The organism is Thermopirellula anaerolimosa (assembly GCF_054657335.1).
On the sequence record NZ_BAAHYX010000006.1, the window covers coordinates 629,294 to 651,318 of the forward strand.

Sequence of the window (22,025 nt, forward strand, 5' to 3'; positions counted from 1 at the left end):
GAAACGAGGTGTCTGCCTAACTTCTTGGGCGGCGTTAGGTCGCGGCGTAGCGGCTGTTCAGCCAACATTGTTGCCACTGCGTGTGCGGTCGAGGGCGGCGACCACCGCTAGCTCACGCTAGCGGCTCTTCCCAGCGTACACCCGAGCCACCAGCGTTCCCATGAGCCACCGGCGTAAGCTAGTGGTGGATGAACCCAACACACCAGGACATAAACCGCGACATCCCCACGCCAAATCCACCGCTAGCTCACGCTCGCGGCTTCAGGTCCTGTCTCGCAAGCAGGTTCTGAAGTATCGTTGGATTGTGGCGAGCTTGAGCATGGTCAAGAAGGTGACGGCGAGTTGCTCGAATCACGTGGCGATCCGCCGAGCCTGCTTCAGCCGGCCGGCGGTCGCGTGGACGGCTAGCGGAGTTCCCCGGCCGTCGGTAACCGCGTGGATTCTCGCCCCAAACCGCCCCGCGAGCGGCCCAATGCATGGTCGTCCGGTTCGTCGGGGCCCCCTTTTTCTCGGCTCCGTCGCCGTCGCACGAGTCCGGACTCTGCTGCCGTCGAACGTCCGCAAGTCTCATTCGATCCGGCCTTCCTCGTCCGGACGAATCTGAAGTCGTTCGAGAATCAGATCGAGCGTGCCGTCTTTTCGCCGGCGATTGAAACGGTTGCTGGCGGTCTGTCAAGGGCCTTAACGGTCGGGCAGCTCTCGCCGGGGAGAGCCGGTATTTAGAATCCACAGCATGGCGCTGCTGACCATCGTCCGATGGCCTCGCCAAGGCCGACCTTGGGTAACCAACGGTGGAAAAAATCCTCGATCAACCTTCACTGCTCGGCCGTGAGTTCGTAGCGTCGCATCCCTGGGACCTCCATATCCCGGGATCACATTTGCCCTTCCATATACCCTAACCGCCACCCAATTCCGCCCAAATAGGACTTACGAGACAGGACCTAGGAGCATTCGCCGGGCTCCTTGCGGACGTTGGGGGCCGCCGTTCGACGCAGCTTACCGATCAATCGCCGGACAAGCCCGACAAACTCCCGATTCATGGTCGCGAAATCCGGCTTGGAACCGCGGCGCGGGATCATCACCAAATCGACGCCGGTTTGAATGCGATTGCGATTGATACGAAAAACCTCCCGCATCAGGCGCTTCCATCGGTTGCGGACGACGCTTGTCCCGCACTTTCTGGAAACGACCGGGCCGAGTCGCGGAAATCCGTAGTCGTTTTCGCACGCGTAAATGATGAGGCAACTGCCGGACACGGAGCACTTCCGAGCAAAGACCCGATCGAATTCGCGGCGTTTCCGCAGCCTCAGAATCTTGGGGAAGCCGAGACCGTTCGGAACCGCTGGGCTGGAATCGCTGCGGCGATTCGTCGTCGGTCGTTCACGACGACCGCAGGATTCCGGGGCGTTGTTCGTCACCATCGCAAATCAACCCGGGGATTTCGGCCGTAGGCCCGCCCCAGGTCTGCAATCGCCTGTCGCTCCGACGATCCAAGGGCATCGACACGGTCGGGGGCCACGATCTGGATTTCGGCGTACAAATCGCCCGACTCGCCGTCCTTGGTGCGAATCCCGTGCCCGGGGACGCGGAGACGTTTTCCGGACGACGTTCCGGGCGGCACCTTGATGCTCAGCGTCCCGCGCGGCGTCGGGACGTCCACTTTGGTGCCCAAGACGGCCTCGGGTATTGTCACCGGGAGCTTCACGTAAAGGTCTTTGCCTTTTCGCTCGAAAAGCGGGTGCGGTATCACGTGAACGGTCAAGAACAGGTCGCCGGGCGGTCCGCCGGGAGCGGCTGTTGCGCCCTGCCCTCGCAGCCGAATACGTTTGGCGTCTTCGATTCCCGCCGGAATCTTCACGGTAATGGAGTCGCGGCGACCGTCCGGACGAGCAACGATCAGCGGCACTTCCCCCCCCTCGACGGCAATCTTGAAGGGAATGGTGATCTCCTGAGAAATGTCCACGCCTCGGGTCGAGGCGGTCTTCGCGCGACGCGATCCGGCGCGGCCCTTTCGGGTACGTCCCAGATTCGCGAAGATGTCGCCCAATCCTCCGACGCCGATATCGTCCGAGTATTCGCCCCCGCCGAAGAAGGACGCCAGATCATCCCAGTCGTTGAAGGTAAAGCCGGCGGTGCTACCCGGCTTGAACCCTGACCATTCCTGCCCCGCTCCTTGGAACGAACTCCCGTAGCGATCGTACATCTCTCGCTTTTTGGGATCGTTCAGAACCTCAAATGCCTCCTGAACTTCTTGAAATTTTCTCTTGGCGTCTTTGTCTTTCGGGTTGAGGTCCGGATGGTACTTCCGGGCCAATTCTCGATAGGCCTTTTGAATCTCCGCCTGAGATGCGTTGCGAGACACCCCCAGAACTTGGTAGTAATCGCGGGCCATGCGAGTGTTCTCGAAGACTCCCACCATACCGTCTTTATTCAACTCCCTTGCAAATCCAGCTCTGTATTATGACGAGTTTCAGGTGCGATACAAATCCCTGCAAAAACCCAGCGGACTGCCAAAATGGCATCTACGGCGGATTCGTCGCCGCTTTCAGGCCGTTGTTTGCAACTGCCGTTCCGGAAGTTCCCCGCCGCCTATGAAATCACTGCGAGTTGGGGACGGTACGCTCGCGGAACCCTCCGCAGACAGGACTATCGGCCCAAACCCCGAGGAGTGGATTCGGGGCGCATCGGCGTCGGCACGAACTTCGGGTACCCGGCGAGGGTGTGCCCAGGAACGCGGCGGTCAGTATCCCTGAACCACGTTGCCGTCGGAAATTGAGCTGAGGTACACGAATGTATCGCGATCGATGTTTTGGCTGATGGGGCGACACGAACCGTCCGCCATGGCGAACTGCACGACGCCTGGGTGACGACTGGTGAATTGAAACCAGCCCGTCTTGCCTTGGGCGTCGGTCGCCAACCCCCATGCCGAGGCCATCACGCCGCATCCGAACCACCCGAACGACCGCCCCGGCTCCTGGGTACCGCCCATGACCTCGCCGAAGAGCAGCGCGTTGCTGGAACCGTCCGTTATGGATGCAAACGATTCGTGGGATCGATTCCAGAAAACCCCGCGGTAAATGTCGGAACCGGCGACGCCGGTCACGCCCATATAGCCGCCGCTTCCCAAGTAGTTGGTCCGTCCGAGGGAGGCTCCGCTGCCGTCGGAGAAATTCGCGGCCACCAAGCTGACGTGGGGTGCGACATAGTGAAAATGCAGCAAGGCCACCGCGTCCGGGTTCGACCGCGCGAAGTCGGAAGGGCATAGCAGAAGCGGCGGTTGCATCTTGGCCGCCTCCCAACCGGCAGGCCGCTGCCAGTAACCCGCCCCGCTCCTGGATTCGTCGTATAGCGAGATTCCCCCGAAATCAGCCGCATCGGAATCGCTTGCCCTGCGGATGTTCTTTTGCTCGGTGAAAGAAAGTAGGAAACCGTGGACGCTCGTCCACTGCCCCGGATAAGGCGGTACCGCGGCTTGCGGCAGCGGTCCCAAATAACCGGGCGGGAAGGCCTTGTTCACTTCGTGGAAATTGTGTGCTGCCAATGCCAGTTGTTTGAGATTGTTCAAGCACTGACCGCGGCGGGCGGATTCCCGGGCCATTTGCACGGCAGGCAAGAGAAGAGCAATCAGCAGGCCGATGATCGCGATGACCACCAGCAACTCTACGATGGTGAACCCAGGGCGCCGGGCATGTGCCATAAGGATTCCAAATAGTTGTCGCGTACCCGTTTCGTTCCCGCGCCGGTGTTCATTCCGCCAGCCTTCATCATAGAATGCCGCAACCCGGGCTAACAAGTTCGCGAAGGGTTATCGAACTCGCACGGCGGGAATCCGTTCCGCACGCTGCCGGACCCACGCCGGATCCAAACGACAGGGAAGCAGCGCGCGGAGGTTATCTTGAGCCGCGGCCACGCCCAATCGGACGGCATCGGGGACGGTAGCGCCTTCGTGAATCGCCCACGCCGCCGCCCCGGCTAAAGCGTCTCCGCAACCGATCGGGTTCACGACGGCCTCGGGTTGGGGTGGATCGATCCGATAGACTTCGCTCCGCGACGCCAGCCAAACCGGAGCGGAGCCTTGCGAGACCAGCGTCCACTCGGCCCCGCGGCGACACAACTCTTGCATCCCATCGATCAAATCTCGGTCGTCGCGAAACGAGCACGACAGCGTGGATTCGAGTTCCTGCCGATTGGGCTTGATCAAGAACGGGCGGAGCGGCAATACCGCCATCAGGCCTGGGCCGCGAAAATCCGCGATCACGGGGCCTGGAAATTCCCGGAGCAACTCGTGATACGTCTCGGGCGGCGTCCCGCGCGGCAGGGATCCGCTGAAAACCAGGATTTCGGCCGTGGCTCGGAACCCGCGGAGGCGATCCGCGAACTCGGCAAGCTCCGAAGACGAAAGAGGGGCCGACTCCTCCACCAACTCCGTCACTCGGCCACATGCCCGTTCGATCACCGTGATGCACGTCCTGGTGGGAGCGGTTGTGGCGACGACTGCGCACGCTAGGTTCAACCCAGCCATTTCGCCTTTCACGTTTTCTCGGACGTTCGGCCCAAGCGGCATGACGGCGGTCACTTCGCCGCCCAGGAACCTCGCCGCGACGGCAGTGTTCGTCACCTTCCCGGAGATACATTCCACGGTCTGCGACGCGCGATTGACCTCGCCCGGCATCACGCGATCGAAGACCAATATCCGTTGCCAAGCCGGTGTCAGTCCCGCCGCCACAATCACAGAATGCCCTCCAAAACGGCCAGGATGTCGTCTTGCGAAGCCTCCCGAGGATTGCCGTTCATGCTGCTGCCGAAGGATCCGGCGGCGATCGCCGGGAGTTGCTCGGCCCGGACCCCCACTTCCGACAACCCCCGCGGAATAGCCAATTCCGTTAATACTTCCGTTAACGCTTCCAGGAGTCGATCAACCTGTTCATTCAGCGGCAACGAAGAGGGCAAATCGAGCACCCGGCGGGCCAGCACGGCGATGCGCGGCGCTTCGGTAACCCGATTAAACTCGAGCGTAGGCAACAACATCATGGCGCAAGCCAACCCGTGAGGAAGGCCGGCGTGTACGCCGAGCGATGCCGCGATGCCGTGAGCCATGCCCAAGCCCGAATTGGCCAAGCAAATGCCTGAAACCAGCGCGGCGTAAGCCATGACTTCGCGCGCTCGGCGGTTGGACGGATCTCGGGCAAGGGTCCGCAAGGATGGCAGGGCGGAACGCAAAGCCGATTCGGCCAAGGCCTCCGGAATCGGTGTGCGACGGCGACTGCAATAGCTTTCGATAAGCTGCGTGATCGCGTCCATGCCGGAATAAGCCGTCACCCGCAGCGGAGCCGAGACGGTCAACTCCGCATCGACGAGGGCCAAAGCGGGCAGGATGCGATCATCGCGGAGGCTCTTCTTGAACGGCGGATCGACACTGGAAATCACGGCATTCTTGGTGGTCTCGGTCCCGGTCCCGGCGGTGGTCGGCACTGCCACCACGGGAACGCACGGGCGGCAAAGTCGCAACCCGCGTCCAACGCCCTCGAGGTAATCGCGAATGGAGTCCCCTTCCGGATGGGTGAGACGGGCCGAGACGGCCTTGGCGAGGTCGATGGCGGCCCCGCCGCCCAGGGCAAGGATGACCGCATCGCCCAGGTCCGCCGACTTCCGCCACCGATCCGTCAAGGCGTCGACGTCCGCGACCTGAGGCTCACGGTGAATCTCAGCGATATCGGCGACGGTACAACCGGCGGCTTGGACCAACTCCGCCAGTTCATCGGCGACGCCGGATTGAAGTAAAGTCCGGGACCCCACTAGCACAAAACACTCTCGCCCCAGGGACGTAAGATATCGCGGCAATTCACGACGACGCCCCCAGCCGAAAACCACCCGTCGGGCGGTCGCAAAATCGAAGGGCGGCAAGATATCCAACGAATGGTCGCGGGACATGGTACTGAGACTTCCAGTTGCGTTGAGGAGCCTCCCGGCATGCGGACGACTCGCCGATCACTCTTCCAGCGGTTCGGGACCGCCGCGCGGCCAGCGCGCCGCCCCTGCTAAACCCGGCGGTTCGCTCGATTCATTGAAAGACGTGGGACGCAGCAATTCAAGGGACCGACCGGTCGAACGCGGCGCCGTCGCGCCCGCGGCTATGCGGCTTTCTCAAGCGGGTCCGGCCCCAGCGTTTGCGCCACCCCGTTGTTCGATACAGGCTTCTCGTTTGCTGTTCGAAGCGTGCCGAAACGAAAGACCCGACCCAATTCGCCGACAATACCGGCGGCCATCACTTGCTCGGCGAGTACCAGCATCGCGACGGGGTAGATGTGAAACATCAACCGGCGGAAGGCCGTAAACAGGTGGTAGGTAAGGGGATACGGTGTCACCAAAAACACCGCCAAGTAGGACGCCGCACCCAGCGTCGTGAGCAACCTTAGGAAGGTCGCTTCGGTCGAAACCGGGCGGTTGCGCTTCAGCATCAGCGACAAGAAAAGCGCCCCCCAGCCGAAGCCCCAAACGTTATTGACACACTCGGCGACGGCAAATGAAGCGATTTGTGGTATTCGCCCGACGCAATGTCCCAGCCAATCCCAGGACAGCGCCTGAAAATACGACCGGTACAGGGGTGAGCGCGGAATGTCGCCGTGAACCATTCGCAAAAGCACGATCATCGATAGACCCGTTACGGTGACGATGCCGAAATTCGTAAGCGACTTCCATCGTCGGCCGACGTTGACATTCGTGCCGATTCCCTCAGCAAGTAGCGATTCTCCCGCGGATCGTGCCGGGGCGCACCGTCTCCGCCGCCAGTCCACGATCCACGTCAGACCAAGAGTCGTCAAGATCAGGCCGCACCAAAGGACTCCCTCTTGCTTGACGGCCATCGCCCCGGCAATCGCCAAACCGCACACAAGGGCGTAGCGATAGCCCTTTTCGGTTGTCGATCGAGCAGCGCATACCGCCGCCGCCAAAAGGTAGGCCGTCAGGACGACATCCGCGGAACCCGACAGCCCCGCCCCCTCCGAGAATTTCCAGAGCCAGGGCGTGAGTGCAAAGAAGAGAGTGAGCCACGCCGCCGCAGTCCGGTCGAACCTCGCCACGTAGCTTGCCCAAAGAATGACGTTCGCCGTGAGGAATGCCCAAAACAGAAGCGGCAGGCCTTGATCGCTTGCGTTGCCGCTTAGCCTGAACACTTGGGCTTCCAATATCGGCACCAAAAGGGGATAGCCGGGCATGAAATGGAGACGATGGACGTCGCGGAAATCCACGTCGGTGAGCATCCCTTGCTCGGCCAGGACCTTGGCCTTCAGCCCGTAGATCGCTCGCGCATCGTAACCCAAAAGCCCCAAATGCCCCCCCACCACCGCTGCGGATAGGAGAACCGCTCCCGTTGCGGCTACGGCGATTCTCGCGGAGGGAGCCGCGTTTCGCCAGAGCGCAATCCAGTACCGGCGATCTCGAACGAGCAGCACGATCGCGGCCAAGGCAAGCCCGGCGTGGACGGACCAAACCGCCACCCAATACGCCACGGTCCAGCGTGCCCCAACGGCCAAACGCAAATACAAGAGGACCGAGAACAACAGGCAGCCCAACAGCAAGGAAGCACCGAGCCTCAGCAGCGATTCCGCCGTTTGCTGCCGATCGGCGGGCACCAAGAGTCGCGCAATGGGATAGCCCGACAACCACAACACGATCAAAACGGCTATGGTATACCCAAGCGAACCGGTCATAGGCAAATCATCATGGTCGGAAGAGGATGATTACGGCGATTTTGTTTCGGGATTCTTTCGCGATTCTTGCTGCACGGGATGGATGCCGCACTCGCATGGGCGACTTTCGTCGAAAGTGACGACGAAGTCGATGCCGTACCGTCGGATGAATTCGGCTTCCGAAATCGACTGAAAGCGGTTGGCTGCCGTCCAAAACCGATCCGTAGCCGCATCGGCGTTCGAGCGCCCATCGGTTCTCATTTCCAGCCAAGCGTGCTTGTGCCACCGCTCGGCCAGGGCTTGCAAGTCATCGGGCAGGGCGAAGACTCGCCGCGGGAACACGTCGTACGAGAAGACCATCCCCTCCCATCCGCCGCGGAACAAGATTTCGGCGTCAGGAGGCGTTTCGTCGTTCACCCTGCCAGTCCAAAAGGGAGCATTGGCCGCCCAGGAGCCTCGAAACTTTCGGACGGGACTCACCGATGCCAGACGCAGTTCCTCATCCGCAACGCGAACGTCCCAGGGGACCTCCAGCCAATAGCCCAAACCGATGAGCACGTGGGCGATGATGGCGGCAATCAGCAACCGGTGCGTCCGATCGGCCTTTAGCCAGAGGATGGAGAACCTCAAGCCGATGCGGCGTAAACGGCGACCGACGCGGCCCAGGGGTCGCGCGGACGTCATGGCCCAAACCAGCACGCCCGTCAAAACGCCCAGCAAAGGCCAGCCTGCGTGCCGAGCACCCGAGATGGGCACCGCCAACTCCGGGCGGACGGCGCCCAGCGCCCCGACCGCGAGATAGCTCAACGCGGCCAGCGCGGCGAAACCGGCGCCCCAATGTGTCAATTTCGTCGGTAACGGATGCGACCGGTAAGTGACCACCATCGCCCCTCAACTTGCTTGCGAGTTCGGGTTCAACCGTGCCATGGCTACAGTGTAACGGTCCCCACTCGATTGCCGGAACATCATTTTTCGGCGCCCCAACGGTCCCCGCCCGCTTGACGCCGCACCAAAGGACAGTAATACTTTTTGTGTGATCGTATTACCAGCCAGTCTCCCGGAGGTATTTCCATGAACAAAGCGCGCGTTCGGCGGGGTTTCACGCTTGTGGAGTTGCTCGTGGTCATCGCCATCATCGGCATTCTGATCGCGCTGCTCTTGCCCGCCGTGCAAATGGCCCGCGAAGCCGCCCGCCGTTCCCAGTGCTTGAACAATCTCAAGCAGATTTGCTTGGCCTTGCACAACTTCCACGACGTGAATAACGGGTTTCCCATCGGTTCGCCCGAAAAAGTCTGCCCAGGCTACGAAAGCATTCCCGCCTGGCAGTATCGCTGGGGACCGATGGCCATGCTCACCCCGTACATCGAGCAATACAACACGTACCAATCCCTGAATTTGGATGTGCCGCTGTACGGTCATACGGGTGTTTTCAACGGTCCCGGAGTGGGCGTCCATCCCGACAACGTCCAGCCTCTGAGTCTGGACATTAGCTTCTTCTATTGTCCCAGCGACGTTCGCCGCCGTGTGGAGCCGAATTACGGGTCCACCAATTACATGGCTTGTTGGGGGCGGGGTGCGCCGACGTCCTCCGGTACCGCCGTGTTCGACGGCGACGGACTATTCAAACGGAATTACGCCGTCACCTTTGCCGACGTGCTGGATGGCACCAGCAATACCGCCGCGTTCTCCGAGAGCCTACTTCCCAACGCGGACATGTCCTGGTCGGGAGGAATCGTTTTGTCGCAAAGCAACAAGGACCTGGTGATCGTGGGAGAGTCCAGCCGCTCATCGGGCGGGACGCTGACGAAAGAGTGGTGCATGCGATACGGACAACCGGTCGCGTCTCGCCCCAGTCGCGCGGCCCGATGGTTCGACGGTTTCGTCCTTTACACGGCCTATTACCACTGGTGGGAACCCAATTCTCAGGTCCCCGACTGCTCGAAATGGTCACCCTTGCAGTCCTTGTGGCAGATGGCCCGAAGCCACCACCCCGGCGGCGTCAACGTCGGCTTCGCGGATGGATCCGTTCGGTTCGTCGGTCAAACCGTCGATCTAGAGGCGTGGCGAGCCTTAGGCTCCATTAACGGCGGAGAAGTGACGTCCGGCCTGTGAGCAAGCGGACGGCCATTCATCGGCGCGAGCTTGCCCCACCCCCTACAGGCGATCCCAACCCTATTCCCCCCTTCAACCCGGCATTTCGGCGGCCTTCCGATCGCCCGCCACTCCCGCCGCGAAGGAGTAGAAACACACCAGGAGCAATAGCAGCCCGAATACGCCGGTGAAACAGACCAAAAGCAGCGAGACCACGCTGATCGCGAAGGCGAGTTCGCGATGTCCGGATAGGTAGCGCCAGGCGCGCCCCATGACCGCAAGGACGATTGCCAGCACCGCGATCACGACCGCGACCGTGGCGGCTTGCCGCAACCGGGCGACGGAATAGCCGGGGACCGCTCTGGCCTGAACTTCCATCTCGCCTTGCGGGGCGATGAAGCAATACAGCTTTCCTCTCGTGGGGATTTCCACGTCCAGCGTCGCGCGTCCTTTCAATCCAACGGCAGTGCCCTCGGCGGGAGGGGTTTCGGCCTTGCCCGCCCCGGCGCCGCCTTGAGTCACCGGCGCGGCGGCGCCCCCAAAGGCAACCCCGTCTTGCTTACGCTTCGCGGCATCGGTCGCCAGGTTTTCGCTCGCTTTTTCCTGTGACTCGTACAAGCCTCGCTGCCGCATTTGGTAACGTTCTTCATAACGACGAGCCGTTTCGACGGCGTTTTGCTCCAATATCGAAGTGTCGCCGGAAGCACCGAACGCCGTCCCTCCCTCTCTTGCCCCGTTTGCGCCGCTGCGACGTTCAAGTTGCTCCATCTCTCGACTCTCGGCGACTTCAAAACGGCTTTGAAGTTGCCTGGCCGGGGCTTTGGTCGGCGAAGGAGCCTTCTTGCCCTCCGGTAATCTCTCGGCGGCGCTTTTCGGCGCAGCTTTGTCCGCCCCCGGCACGGCCCCGTACCACGACTGGTCGAACGATGCCCCCGGCCCCCGGCCTTTGCTCGCTGGAATCTCCCGCCGAAACGCGGCGACACTCTCGTCCGTCTTATCGCGGACGCTGACCGCTTGCTGACTCTCGTACAAAGAGCCGAGCAGAGCGCGATTATCGAGGCTGCGATTCGAAGTCGCCGCGGTTTCAGCCTGTCTCAAAGCGTCCGCGATCTCGCCCGTCGGATACTCCGATCCCGAACCGGGAAAGGCGCTGCCGAAATCAAACGCATCATACCCTCCGGCATCGGAGGGATAGGCACCGCGCGAAAAGGGCTTTCCCAACATCCGCAGATTCAATCCGGCCCGCACTCGGGCATAGTCGTCGCCTTGCTTCAAGGTCTCCATCAGATCAGCGGCGAGCTTTTGGCGGAAGCCTTCGAAACCCGATGCCAGTTCCCCTTCCGGAACCGTCCGCGCCGTTCCTCCGAAATCAAACAGCACGCGATCATCACTGGAGTAAACGCGAAGCTGCGACCATTCCGGCGTCCAGTCGGGCGTGCGAACCAAAGGCAGCGCCTTACGACGTTTCCAACCGACGACCCAATCCGAACCGCCGTATTTGACGATCACCTTGACCGGCAGATCACCCTCGGCGGTACGCGCCACGGGGATGCGAACCACGTCCGGGTCCGCGGTCTCGCCGTCGGCAACCGGCTTGGCGGGACGCCCATCAACGGAAGCGGACCAGAGTCGGGCGCCCTCCGGCAATCGGATGCGCAGGAATTGTTCCTGACGGTTCTCGATCCAATACTGGTGCGCACCGCGATACTCGCCGTTCCCATCCAGGGTCAGAAGGCCGTCCGATAAGCGGATCCGAATCCCGCCGCTGCGCTGCGTGGTTCGAGTCCGCGGACGAAATGCCAATCGCGGATTATTCGCCCCGGCGCGTATGATGTAGGCGTCGGTCAGTCGCACGGGCGGACCGTCCGGCCCGCGTAGTCGTTCCTCCAATTGAGCGCGCCGCTGGGACCCGGCCTGCTCCACCTCTTCGGACTCCGCCACGATCACCTCGTCGCGACCGGCGTTTTGCATTGTAACGGCCTGGATCCCCACGCGTACCGGCGGACCGTCGGGAATCTCGATCTCGGTCGGCACCGAAGCCCGGTGCGGCGCGTCGGTCACGGCGAAGTCTTGTTCGACCAAGATCCGCAACAATCCCATCAGCTCATCCTGAAACTCTATCGTGACCCGTACATCGGAATCCGGATTGTCGTCGCACGGTGTGACCGATTTGGAACGCAGCATGGGGGCGTGAATCCGGCAGTCCCGCATACCGGCAGGCAGTCGAAAGCGCAGACCGCGAATGCCCGCCTGCTCCACCGAAAACTCCAACAGCAGCGTCTCTTCCACGGCACGATCGGTAAAGCGCACGTTCCCGATCGTTTCACACGAGACGACGGGCGTTCGAGCGTGAAGACCGATCAGAGCCTCCGAGGACGCGTTTCCGAATTCCAAAGCCAATTGGGTGTCGCTGCGTTGATCTTCGGGCAACCATGCCAACCGGGAAACGAGGATCGGTAGGCAATCTCGCTTAGACTTCAATTCGACCCCATAGCGCGGCTCGACCCTGACTGCCATCTCCCCTTTCAGGGTTCGCACGCCCGGCACCTGAACCGCGGGCACGCTCAATTCGGCGGGCGTATCCTCGACCGACAACGTGGCACGCACCACCACCGGCACGTCGCCCAAGATGCCGTCCTGGAGAAAAACGCTCACGCGTGTCTCGGTATCCGTCGCCTGAACGTCCCAACTCCCTTCCCCCGGCAATTCCACCTGGTCGATGCGATGGATACGAGGGGGCAGCACGATGACGCCTTGGTAGAAGGGGACATTCGTCACATGCCAGACAATCCGCGCCTCCAACGATCTGCGAAAGGATCCTACGCGAAACACCGCTTGCACGTCGGCTGTTTGCTCGGTTTGGCGCACTCGAGACTGGATTAGCAAGCGATACGCATTCGAAAAGAACGAATAGGCCGCCTGCGGTTGCAAGCCCAACGGACTGGCGGGGGCGTTTCGCACGGCTAATTCGTAGTTGGCGGGATCGGGAATCGGCACCGCCGAGACGGCCTCCGTCCGCAACGGCGTGACCTCCAAATAGGGACTCCGCCGCACAATGATTCTTCCGCCGTGCGAGGCCGCGTCCGCCACCACCAACTTGGGAACCTCGAACTCCGCCTGCGTCTCTCCCGCTTTAAGCAACGATCGGCGTAGACGGAGCACGATCCTTTCTTCTCCGCGGGCCGCGGCCAACAACATGACGGCCACACGGCGCTCGCCCTCCGCCTCCTTCATGTCCCAACTCTTGACGTTTTCACCTTCCACTTGCTCAATGCCCCAATCCTTTGGAACGAGGAATTCGAAGCTCCGACGCTCGCCTTGACGAAATCGCAATGTGGCCGCCCAATGGCACAACAAATTTTCTTCGCGAACATCCACGACGACGAAGGATTGGACCGCCAAAGACGGATCGACAACGGCCTCGAATACCTGGGGGCGCCACTGGAGTGACAATGCGCCCGGAGGCAAAAGCGTCCCTTCTACCGACGCATCCGCCGCCGCGGTCACCGTCTTCAAGCGTCCGGTCCCGGCTGGAAACAGCACTTCGCTTCCGGCCTGCGGTACCGTCAATTTCAACAGCCCGGACGCCGGACACGGCAATACGGCCTCGGCCTTGCGCCAACCACCCGTGCGTTGCAGCGGGATCAGCACTTCAATGTCCACGCGGTGGCGGCCCTTGCCGGCGACGTACAACAGCGCGTTCATCGGCGTCGCCGAATCGCGCGCAACTAGCTGCCGCGCAGTTTCGACGGTCGGCGGCAGGGGCGCATCCGGTTCACCGGGTTCCAGTGCCGCGGCCTTGCCGTCCAACCGTACCGCGATCGGTGAAGCATTGCCGAACAGCAATGGGATGCGCACCGGTTTGGAAGCATATACGAATACCTCGAAACCGCCCTGAAGCCGCAAGACCTCGGCCGAGTCGAGAATGCCTTGGTACGCTACGCCGCCCACCGCGAAGGATCGCGCCGGTTGCGTCTGCCCCTGATTCGCGCCTTCGACGGCCTGCCACAGTTCGACGTACTTGGCGAAAGGAATCAACACGCGCCCGCCCGCCGATTCCCAGCCCTTAGCCGGATCGTAGGGGATAATGACCGCGTCGTCGGGTGGATTCAACGGCGGTTCAACGCCGAGAATTCTAACGGTCAATCGTCCCGACGGGTCCGTGGCCACGACCGCCGTATCGTCCGCACCGGTCGCCTGGGCGACAACATGACCGCCTTGCGACGCGAGCAGAACCGCAAGTGCCAGCATTCCGCCCGTCTTTATCCAGGAGGATCGTTTGAAGGGTCTCTTCAACTCGCGACGCAGCCACCCGTAAGCCGCCGATAGGTTGGTTCGGCTATATCTGTAGGCCCCGGCAATCGGCGGCAAGACGAACCAAGCCAGCCACACCCCCAAGACGCCCAACAAGAAGCCGTCGCATACGGCCATGAGGATTTCAAGGCCCGGCACGAGGGGAATCAAGGACGCCAGGGCCACGAGACCCAGCAACGGCCCGTGGCCGAAACGCCCTTTTCGCGCCGCCCGAACCTTGATAACCAAGGCCGCCATGCCTCCCAGCAACGCAAATGCTAAACCGAACACATCGTACGCCCGCACGAGCGTCATGTGTACGGTCGGACGCGCCCCCAAATTGGTCAAGTTCACGATCTGGTATCCCTCGGGCGTCTGCAACTCGATGGGCAGCGGCCCGAAACCCGTCTGCATTCGTCGCTTGGGGGGAACCGCCACGGGGCTTTGAGTCGATGGCGCTGCCTCCTGGGTCGCTTGCGGTTCCGTCGGGACCGGCGGCGCGGCGGGCCTATCGGCGGGCGGCGCTAGTCCCGGGGCGCGGCCTTCCGTCGGCGTTTCCGGACCAGCGCCGGGCATGGCCAAGACCTGCCCCATCGCCGTGTCCCTTTCCGACTGGAGGGCTAATCCCAGTTCACCCGCCGATTTCTGATCCTCGGCCGCCTCCTCCGCCATAGAAAAATGGACTTTCGGAGACTCGCTCTCCGCCTGCGGCATCGGCTCCGCGAACTCGGCTTCGGTCCGGTCCCGGGCCGACTCCCGAGCGGCCTGCATTCCGCAACCGATCATCCAAGGAAATTCCTTGAGAATGTCGATCGCGGTGAGCAACAACGGCGAACGATCGGCCTGAATCTGCATGGCGTTGCCGCGACTGCGAACCACCGCAAAACCCGGCGGTAGCAACACCTCCCATTGCAAGTCCGCGCAGGCAAGTTGTTGTGCCGCTTGTCCGGTGCCGGCCACCGCCGACAGCCAGACGCTTTGCAGTTCCGCCGTCCCCAGCAAACCGAACCCCCGCAAGCGCTGCCCGTACACCAGACGCAAATGCCGTAACGCTTGAACGTCGCCGGCGGGAATGTCCAATCGGTACTCGCTTCCCACCTGCCGCACTCGCAAGGGACGACCGTCCAACAGCGCGGTCCACAATTCGCCGCTTGGCGGCATCTCCAACCGCAGGGACGCGCCCCCCGTCAGCAGAAAGAAATCGGCCTGGCCCACCAAGGCCCCGCCGACGTCGAACTGCGTCCGAATCGCAGCCCTTTGAACCAGTACCGGCGGCGTCTCCATCACCTCGTGGCGCCGGGCTTCAATCCCCAAAGGCGGTGGGTTTCCGCCATAGCTGACGACGGCTAACAAACCCGGCCCGGGCTGGTATTCGGCGGCGGCCAATTCGCCTTCATCCACCCGCCGAGCCGAACCTACCATCTCCACCTCCAATTCCGAGGTGGCCTCCAGCGAAACGATCCCCGTCTGATAAACCACATCGTCGCAGGTCGCTAAAGGCAGAGGCGTTTCCTTGCCGTCGCCGGCTTGCCACTCTTGCCGCCAATCCACGGCCAGACGAACCCCGCCGAGGGCCGGTTCCTGCAAACGAACCGTCCAGTATCGCCGCTCGCCGCGGACCTCATGCGTCACCTGCTTTACCGCATGTCCTCCGCCCGCTGTTACGCGCACTCCCTCCGGCGCGGAAAGCGGCAGACTGAACGTAAAGGCATCCTCCCGGGCGCCCTCCACGCGATAGACCAGTTCGACATGGCCGTACAAAGCCACCGTCTCCAATCGAAAGCATTGGAACAATTCGGCGCTCAGTCGCGGTCGAGCCTTGACCACGTGGAATCGCGCCGAGAAAGGTTGTTCCACGATCCGATACGCTAAAGCGGTTTCCACCGCCGTAAGCCCGAATTCCCGGCGATCGGCCGCATTCAGGGGTACCAAACGATCGAGCGAGATCGGCGCGACCTCCAAATCGGTCGCCATGACCAAAGCCGCCGCCCCGCGCTCACGCGTCGCCGAAGCTACGCGGAAGGCCGGGAAAACGACCTCGCCCGACTCGTCCCAGGACCGAGCGGGCACCGTACTCACCGCTTGAAAATCAATTCGCGTCTGCTCTCCCACGGCGATGCCTTGAGGCAATCGAACGACAAGCCGCCCTGCTTCGTCGAGCCGACCAAAGCTTTCGAAATGCACCGCCGTACCGTCCGACAGCGTCACCCGGGTCACGTGCCAATCGGCCGGTCGCAGCAGCACCACTTCGTACAGTTTCTCCTCCAGCGGCGTCAGAAAAACCTCGCCCAATAGACTCAGTTCGGTTTCCTTCACCGTGAATACCAGGTTCATCAAGGCGTCGAGCTGAGGCTGTGGACGCTCCACGCGTACCGTCACCGCCGGATCTCCCCACGGTGCGTACCAAGCCCCGACCAAACGGCCCCGCAATGTCTCGTCCGTGCCCTCCGTCAAAGGAGCGAGCACTTCCGCGACTGCGGAACCGTCGATCCGCACCACGCCGGCCTCACGAAAGCTCTCCACCCGCAAATTCGGGTCCAGCATCAGTCCAACCACCGCCGCGTGCGAGGCCGTATCCAGCGGTTGGAAGAGAGCGATCGGCACATCCGTTTCGCTTGTTCCTGTTTGCACGCCTTGTACCCGCACCGTAATCCGCCCGGCGGTCGGTTCTCGCAAAGCGATCGTCAGTTCGCGACGATCCTCCGCCTGCTGTTCCTGCCATTTCGTCGCCGCGGAACAATCTACCGCGGTCACAGCGTATCTCTCGGGAATCGACAATCGCAGCGACGATACCGGTTGATCGAGGACGTCGAAGGCGATCTCCCCGCAAATCCTCCGCGCGGCTTCGCCCACCTCCACAACATTGACGCTTCGCGCGTGAATGAGTCTGCGATCCTGCCGCAATCGGCTGTTCAAGGTCAGTACCAACGTCGTCTCTTCGTCAGGAAGAACCAAATCGAAGCGGGTATCGCCATTCGATTCCAAACGCCGATCCAAGACAACGGCGCCGGATTTCAGTTCCACGTCTCCCGGAACGACCGCCGCGGTTCGGCAAGACGCGGCCCTGGGAAGCCGCACCGTAAGACTTTGCTGCACTGACGAAACCTCAAGCGCTGCGGCAGCCATGAACGTGAACACGTGCTCCCCTACGCCTTCCGCGAACAGCTCGATCGCGGTCGGCGCACCGTTCTCTTGCACGAGCGAGATCGCCGCGGGCTGGTCGTCCATTCTTGCCAAGTGCACGACCGCCCCGCGCATGGAAAGCGGAACCGTTTGCAGACCGTCGGCACGCAACCGCAGACGCAGCGTGCCCTGGATCCAGGCCCGATCGCGGTCGAAACGGATCTCGTACTCCGCATCCGTCAGTGCCCACGATCGAGGAGCGGCGGGAGCGGGCGGCGTCCTTCGGGCTTTGGCCAGAAGTTCGTCATATTCTTGGCGGGATAGAAAAACCCGCTCGGGACGGTTCTCCAGCAGGGTCGCCCATTCCTCTTCAGGGACGAAGATTTCTCGGACGTCAATCGCCGGACGATCCCCGTTCGTTTGCGGTCCCTCGTCGGCAAACCCGGGCGATTTCACAAGCGGCAAGACCAGCCATATTGCCGCGCAACTCGCGAGCAGCCGGTGCCGCCGCGCGGATGCCATTCGATTCCATGCCGCACGGGAAGGATTACTCTTGGTCATGGCGCTGCTCTCCTTCCTGCCGCGGATCGGTCTCAGAAGCGTTCGTCTTGGCCGAAGTCGGATCGGCCGCATCCGTTTCCTCATGGCCCGATGACCGCTTTTCGATCACGACATCGTCGTCATCCATCACCACCGCCGCCGATAACACGGCGTCTTCGCGCTTGCCGCCCAACGCGGATGCCGAATCCGCGGGCAGCGGGGGCATTTCGGCGGCTAGAGGGCCGCGTGTGGGCGGCGGTTCCCCCGTCACCTTAGCCGGAACAAAACCGCCGGGCGGTCCTTTCGGACGATTTCTCAACGCATCAGAAAACAGCCACACCACGACCACGCCGACACCGACCAGGAACAAGGTGCGGTCCGCCATCTGCGCCGCGGCAATCGGAAACACGACCGCCGCTATGCACCATGCCAGCGTGAGCCAAGCCAAGATCCACAACCGTGTCCCCCATCGCAAGGGAAGCAGCAACAAACCCACGATCAATCCGCCGGCAATGAGCAAAGCGTTCCAAAGTCGGTAGTCACACATGCGCAGCTTCAGGGCCCCGTGGACGCCGGAAGGCGGATCGATGGACGAATACACCAATCCCATTCCGTCCACCGCGAAATCTCCCACTTGCACATCCGTTCCCTCCGTCACCCAATCGATCAGCGAACTCGGATCGGCCGACGCGTGCACCATAGGCTGAAGCCCCCGACCCGGTTCCATCTCCCAATCGAATTCCTCGGTCCACGGTCCGGACCGGGTCAAGACGCGCATTTCCTCGGGAACGTACACGCTCAAATACACACGTTGAATCGCCGGGGCCAACGGTTGCACGTCTGGGTCGATGGGAAATTCGGGGATCATCAGCCCCGGTTTTTGAGCCGCGGTCTGGTATCGCAATTCCAGCACCGCGACTTCGTCGGGCGAGGTCTGCGCCAAGGGGACATAGTACACCGCGCGGCCCGGTGCGACCGACTTAGGACGCGTCGCTTCCGGCGCCAATTCGAGGTCGAAGCGTCTCCCGTTGAGCCGTTGTTCGTTCGCAGGCTCGGCGCCCGGCGGCAACGCCACAGCAAGTCTTTGCTGCATGCTGCGGATGCGATACAGGGCCTGTACGGCGATCCGATCGCCGCGCGTCATGACCATACGAACCAGCGCCCGCTCGATCGCCGCCTGTTTCGCCGGTTCGATGCGATAACGCAGCGCCTCCAACGCCAGGCTCCAAGTTCCCGTGAACTCGAACGCGCCGGCGGCCTCGGGCATGTTTCGGCCGCGCATCAGTTCCCGCTGAGGATCGATCGGCCGCAAGCCCGATGTCTCGCCCGCCTCACGCACCTCGATGTTCTCGGATTTCACGACGACGATTTGCCCCCACGCTTGGTCCGCGCCGCGCGGTTGCAGGTGCGGCACCGTCACGCGCAGACTCGCGCCTTCATCCAAGTCGCCCGCCACCGGTTCCTCCCAGGTGAGCCGAATGGTGAATTCGCCCAACAATTCAGTGGCGGCCGAGAAGCCGAAAGCGACAAAGCCGGGCGCCGTGTCCGCCGGTTGCGGCGTCAATCGCGTCTCTCGAATTTGCGGCGTTTGATTGCGGAGTTTGTTGGCAACGCTCTCCGGTACGTCGATACGCACTTCCTGGATGCCGCTGAATTGCACGTCGCCAAAGAACGTGCAATCGTAGCGGATCACGCGGTCCTCGATCCGCATGACCAACAGTTGCGCAAGATTCAGTTGCGGACGTCTCCGCTGGGCCTTCACATCCAACGTGGACGCAGCTTCCGTGAAGGCATAAGCGACCATCGGCGCAAGCCCGGCGGGACGATCCGGCGCCGCCGGTTGGGGCGGGATTTCCGAGAGCGAGATCAGGTGCAATCCCGCGACGGGCTTGACTTCCACCTGCAAATACTCAGGCGCGAACAGCGTGACCCTTCCCGTGCTCCGCTCCACCGATTCCGCCGCCACTCGGGGTAGCGGCAGACTCCATTCCCGGGGTTGCATCGGTCTATCCAAACGCTCCGCCTCGGGAAGTTCTCGCGTCAAGAGGATTTCCACCGTCGCCTGCCCCAAGGCTCGTTTGCGAAAGTTGATCGTCAACCGATCCTTCGCCTCGCCTTCGACCCGCCAGTCGGCGATCTCGACGGCGGGGACGTTTTCCGCCGCTCGCGCCTGAACGCGCGCCACCTCGAACCCGGGCGGGATCGCCCAATTCACCTGAAAGATGCCGGCCCGCTCAATATTGAAAACCCCGACAATCGAGAGTTGAAGAGCGCGCTCGGTTAGGTGCAACTCCACGGTCTCGTCAACGGTCACGCGCGGCGATACAGGCTCGACGAGCAGGGCCAATTGATAGGGAACCGCGATATAGCGAAAGACCCAATCCCACGCCTGCTGTCGATTCGCGGCGGGAAGTTCGGAAGGATCCGCCTGCATCAACGCCCGTGAATCCGAGATCTCTCCGCGCAGCCCTTCGCCCAATCGAACGGCCACATAGCCTTCGTGCCGCCCCACCCCGACGGGCTGAATGACGGGCAAGGCCGTCGATTTGCCGGTTTGCGTGGGAACGGAATAGATCACGGAAAGCCGCTGCGTCTTTCGCACGGGTTCGAATAATTCCACGTCGATCTGCTGGACATCGGGCGAATCCTCGGGAAAGCTCCGGGTCCACCGACGAACGTTGGGATCGAAAACGCCCTCGACCGAGCATCCCTTGGGTAAGTGAATTCGCAAGGAGGTCAATTCCGCTCGGCTGACCGAATAGTCCAGTTGCGTCTGGATTCGGGTCTGCGTGACGTCCACGAAGACTTCGACCCTCGCTTGGACCGAGGCCAGGGCCTCCAGCCCGGCGGCCCCTTCCGCCGTCGGCGTCCACCCGATCGTTACCGAGGAACCGGGCGCGGCGTAGGCCGTCACTTCGCTGCCGACTTTTTTTCCGCCGTCCGAATCCCCCGTCGCGGTCTCCGTGCCATTGGCGTCCGGATCGGCCCCGCTTACTTCCGGCACCGGCGGCGTAGCGGCGGGCGACACTTCAATACGAACGCCTTCTTCCGGCGTATGAACGTGCCACCGACTGACCGGGACGGGCGGCGTCTCGAATGTAACCGTTCGCTCGCCGGAATCGTGAGCTATACCTTTCGCAAATTCGAGGGCTAGCTGTACGTCACGCGGTTCGGAGTCTTCGTGATACACCAGCAAGAAGTAGCCTTGCTCGAAGATCAGGTCGGCCGCCGCGTCGCCGATGCTCGCCCGTCGGATGGACACGTCGGACATCCGCAGCGGTATCAAATGCCAGCCCTTGGTCAGAACCACGACGTCCAAGGTCATGGTCCCCTGCACCGCCTGCTTCCCCAATTCCAACTCGGTGGACGCCGACCGGAAGAGGAAATTGACGGGCGGGGACGCTTCGACTTGCGGGTGCAACGCGGACTGCGCGGCTTGCCACAATTCGCGGAATTTCTCGTAGGGCAGGAAGACGCCGCGTCCATCCTGCTCGAATACTTGGCGGAACTTCTCGTAAGGGACGTAAATCGTCTGCTCGCGAATCGTCGCATCGAGCGGCGGCGACTCTTCCGCGGCGCCCGACGTGGCCGAAGCAGGCACGGCGGGGACGTCGCCCGAACCCTCCTCCGCGAGTACCGGCACGGTCGCCAAGGCTGTTGCCACGCAACACGCCAACATCGACCGGATCAAGCCGAAGGCGCAGCCGCGCAACGTTCCCGTCGTTGACATGATCCGCCGACCCCGAAAGAGCGCGTTCATCGAAAGCATCCTCGTAACAGCGACGACGAAAGCCGTCCGCAACCTGGGGCAATTACCTGCGTAAACACCTTAGTCCGCAACGGGAAAAGCGACGATAGCGTCCCACACCGGGCGTACCGCCGCCGCTTAAATGTAGCTTTCCGCCACCCTTGTCGAAAGCGTCGGAGGGGCGATCTCCGAGTTTTTCCCAGAGTTACCAAAGCAATCCGGTTGCGGCGTTCCTATGCCCGTTCCATGAAGACGATTCATCGATGCGAGCAAAAGCGGAACCTGCGCTCACAACCTCCGACCATTCGAAGTTCTTTTTAGGGGGACCGTAAAGGAAACCCGAAGCCCGCCGCCGTTAGAGGGCTAGGGAAATGAAAAAGCAAGAATGAAGATAAAGCCAAGCGTCGCCCACGCAGACGGGGCTATGCCCTTGGATGATGTTACCGCGAGAAAAGTTCAGAACAACGAGCACGATTGTCCTGCCGCCGGTCGCCAGGCGGCATTCGGAGCGGCGATTGTTCGAGTTCAGAGCGACCGTGGAA

General features: G+C 62.2%; 10 protein-coding genes. 1 reads left to right on the forward strand and 9 read right to left on the reverse strand.

The features are described from left to right. Positions 1-941: 941 nt before the first annotated feature. From rnpA to ACYQ6J_RS08500, 7 genes are all read right to left on the reverse strand, one after another. Positions 942-1,421: a ribonuclease P protein component gene (rnpA, locus tag ACYQ6J_RS08470; protein ID WP_460183748.1), complete on the reverse strand. Its 480-nt coding sequence runs from the start codon at positions 1,419-1,421 to the stop codon at positions 942-944. After that, the gene (locus ACYQ6J_RS08475) at positions 1,415-2,434 is read right to left on the reverse strand and encodes a DnaJ C-terminal domain-containing protein (RefSeq protein WP_460183749.1); all 1,020 of its coding nucleotides are present in this window, start codon (positions 2,432-2,434) and stop codon (positions 1,415-1,417) included. The genes rnpA and ACYQ6J_RS08475 overlap by 7 nt, the downstream gene beginning before the upstream one ends. Positions 2,435-2,740: 306 nt before the next feature. Beyond that, entirely contained in the window at positions 2,741-3,697 is a 957-nt protein-coding gene (locus ACYQ6J_RS08480) for a DUF1559 family PulG-like putative transporter (RefSeq protein WP_460183750.1), read from the reverse strand. Between the two features lie 108 nt (positions 3,698-3,805). Further along, positions 3,806-4,732, reverse strand: coding sequence for a 1-phosphofructokinase family hexose kinase (locus ACYQ6J_RS08485; RefSeq protein ID WP_460183751.1), 927 nt, complete (start codon positions 4,730-4,732; stop codon positions 3,806-3,808). Continuing rightward, positions 4,729-5,931 (reverse strand): iron-containing alcohol dehydrogenase, encoded by a 1,203-nt coding sequence (locus ACYQ6J_RS08490; protein ID WP_460183752.1) that lies wholly within the window; start codon positions 5,929-5,931, stop codon positions 4,729-4,731. The genes ACYQ6J_RS08485 and ACYQ6J_RS08490 overlap by 4 nt, the downstream gene beginning before the upstream one ends. A gap of 200 nt (positions 5,932-6,131) precedes the next feature. Then, entirely contained in the window at positions 6,132-7,709 is a 1,578-nt protein-coding gene (locus ACYQ6J_RS08495) for a hypothetical protein (protein ID WP_460183753.1), read from the reverse strand. Positions 7,710-7,739: 30 nt separating this feature from the next. Further along, the gene (locus ACYQ6J_RS08500) at positions 7,740-8,573 is read right to left on the reverse strand and encodes a hypothetical protein (RefSeq protein WP_460183754.1); all 834 of its coding nucleotides are present in this window, start codon (positions 8,571-8,573) and stop codon (positions 7,740-7,742) included. A gap of 186 nt (positions 8,574-8,759) precedes the next feature. Between ACYQ6J_RS08500 and ACYQ6J_RS08505 the strand changes: the two genes are divergently transcribed. Beyond that, on the forward strand, positions 8,760-9,800 hold the full coding sequence (locus ACYQ6J_RS08505) for a DUF1559 family PulG-like putative transporter (RefSeq protein WP_460183755.1): 1,041 nt from the start codon (positions 8,760-8,762) through the stop codon (positions 9,798-9,800). Between the two features lie 72 nt (positions 9,801-9,872). Here ACYQ6J_RS08505 and ACYQ6J_RS08510 read toward each other — a convergent pair whose 3' ends face one another. Both ACYQ6J_RS08510 and ACYQ6J_RS08515 read right to left on the reverse strand, forming a co-directional pair. After that, positions 9,873-17,756 carry a hypothetical protein gene (locus ACYQ6J_RS08510; protein ID WP_460183756.1) on the reverse strand — a complete coding sequence of 2,628 codons (7,884 nt, stop codon included), beginning with the start codon at positions 17,754-17,756 and terminating at the stop codon, positions 9,873-9,875. Continuing rightward, positions 17,743-21,495: a hypothetical protein gene (locus ACYQ6J_RS08515; RefSeq protein WP_460183757.1), complete on the reverse strand. Its 3,753-nt coding sequence runs from the start codon at positions 21,493-21,495 to the stop codon at positions 17,743-17,745. The genes ACYQ6J_RS08510 and ACYQ6J_RS08515 overlap by 14 nt, the downstream gene beginning before the upstream one ends. Positions 21,496-22,025 lie beyond the last annotated feature (530 nt).

Bases quoted from the DNA above. Each gene is read 5' to 3' on its own strand.
- rnpA (WP_460183748.1), bottom strand. From the start codon at position 1,421: ATGGTGACGAACAACGCCCCGGAATCCTGCGGTCGTCGTGAACGACCG.
- ACYQ6J_RS08480 (WP_460183750.1), bottom strand. From the start codon at position 3,697: ATGGCACATGCCCGGCGCCCTGGGTTCACCATCGTAGAGTTGCTGGTG.
- ACYQ6J_RS08490 (WP_460183752.1), bottom strand. From the start codon at position 5,931: ATGTCCCGCGACCATTCGTTGGATATCTTGCCGCCCTTCGATTTTGCG.
- ACYQ6J_RS08495 (WP_460183753.1), bottom strand. From the start codon at position 7,709: ATGACCGGTTCGCTTGGGTATACCATAGCCGTTTTGATCGTGTTGTGG.
- ACYQ6J_RS08500 (WP_460183754.1), bottom strand. From the start codon at position 8,573: ATGGTGGTCACTTACCGGTCGCATCCGTTACCGACGAAATTGACACAT.
- ACYQ6J_RS08505 (WP_460183755.1), top strand. From the start codon at position 8,760: ATGAACAAAGCGCGCGTTCGGCGGGGTTTCACGCTTGTGGAGTTGCTC.
- ACYQ6J_RS08510 (WP_460183756.1), bottom strand. From the start codon at position 17,756: ATGACCAAGAGTAATCCTTCCCGTGCGGCATGGAATCGAATGGCATCC.
- ACYQ6J_RS08515 (WP_460183757.1), bottom strand. From the start codon at position 21,495: ATGAACGCGCTCTTTCGGGGTCGGCGGATCATGTCAACGACGGGAACG.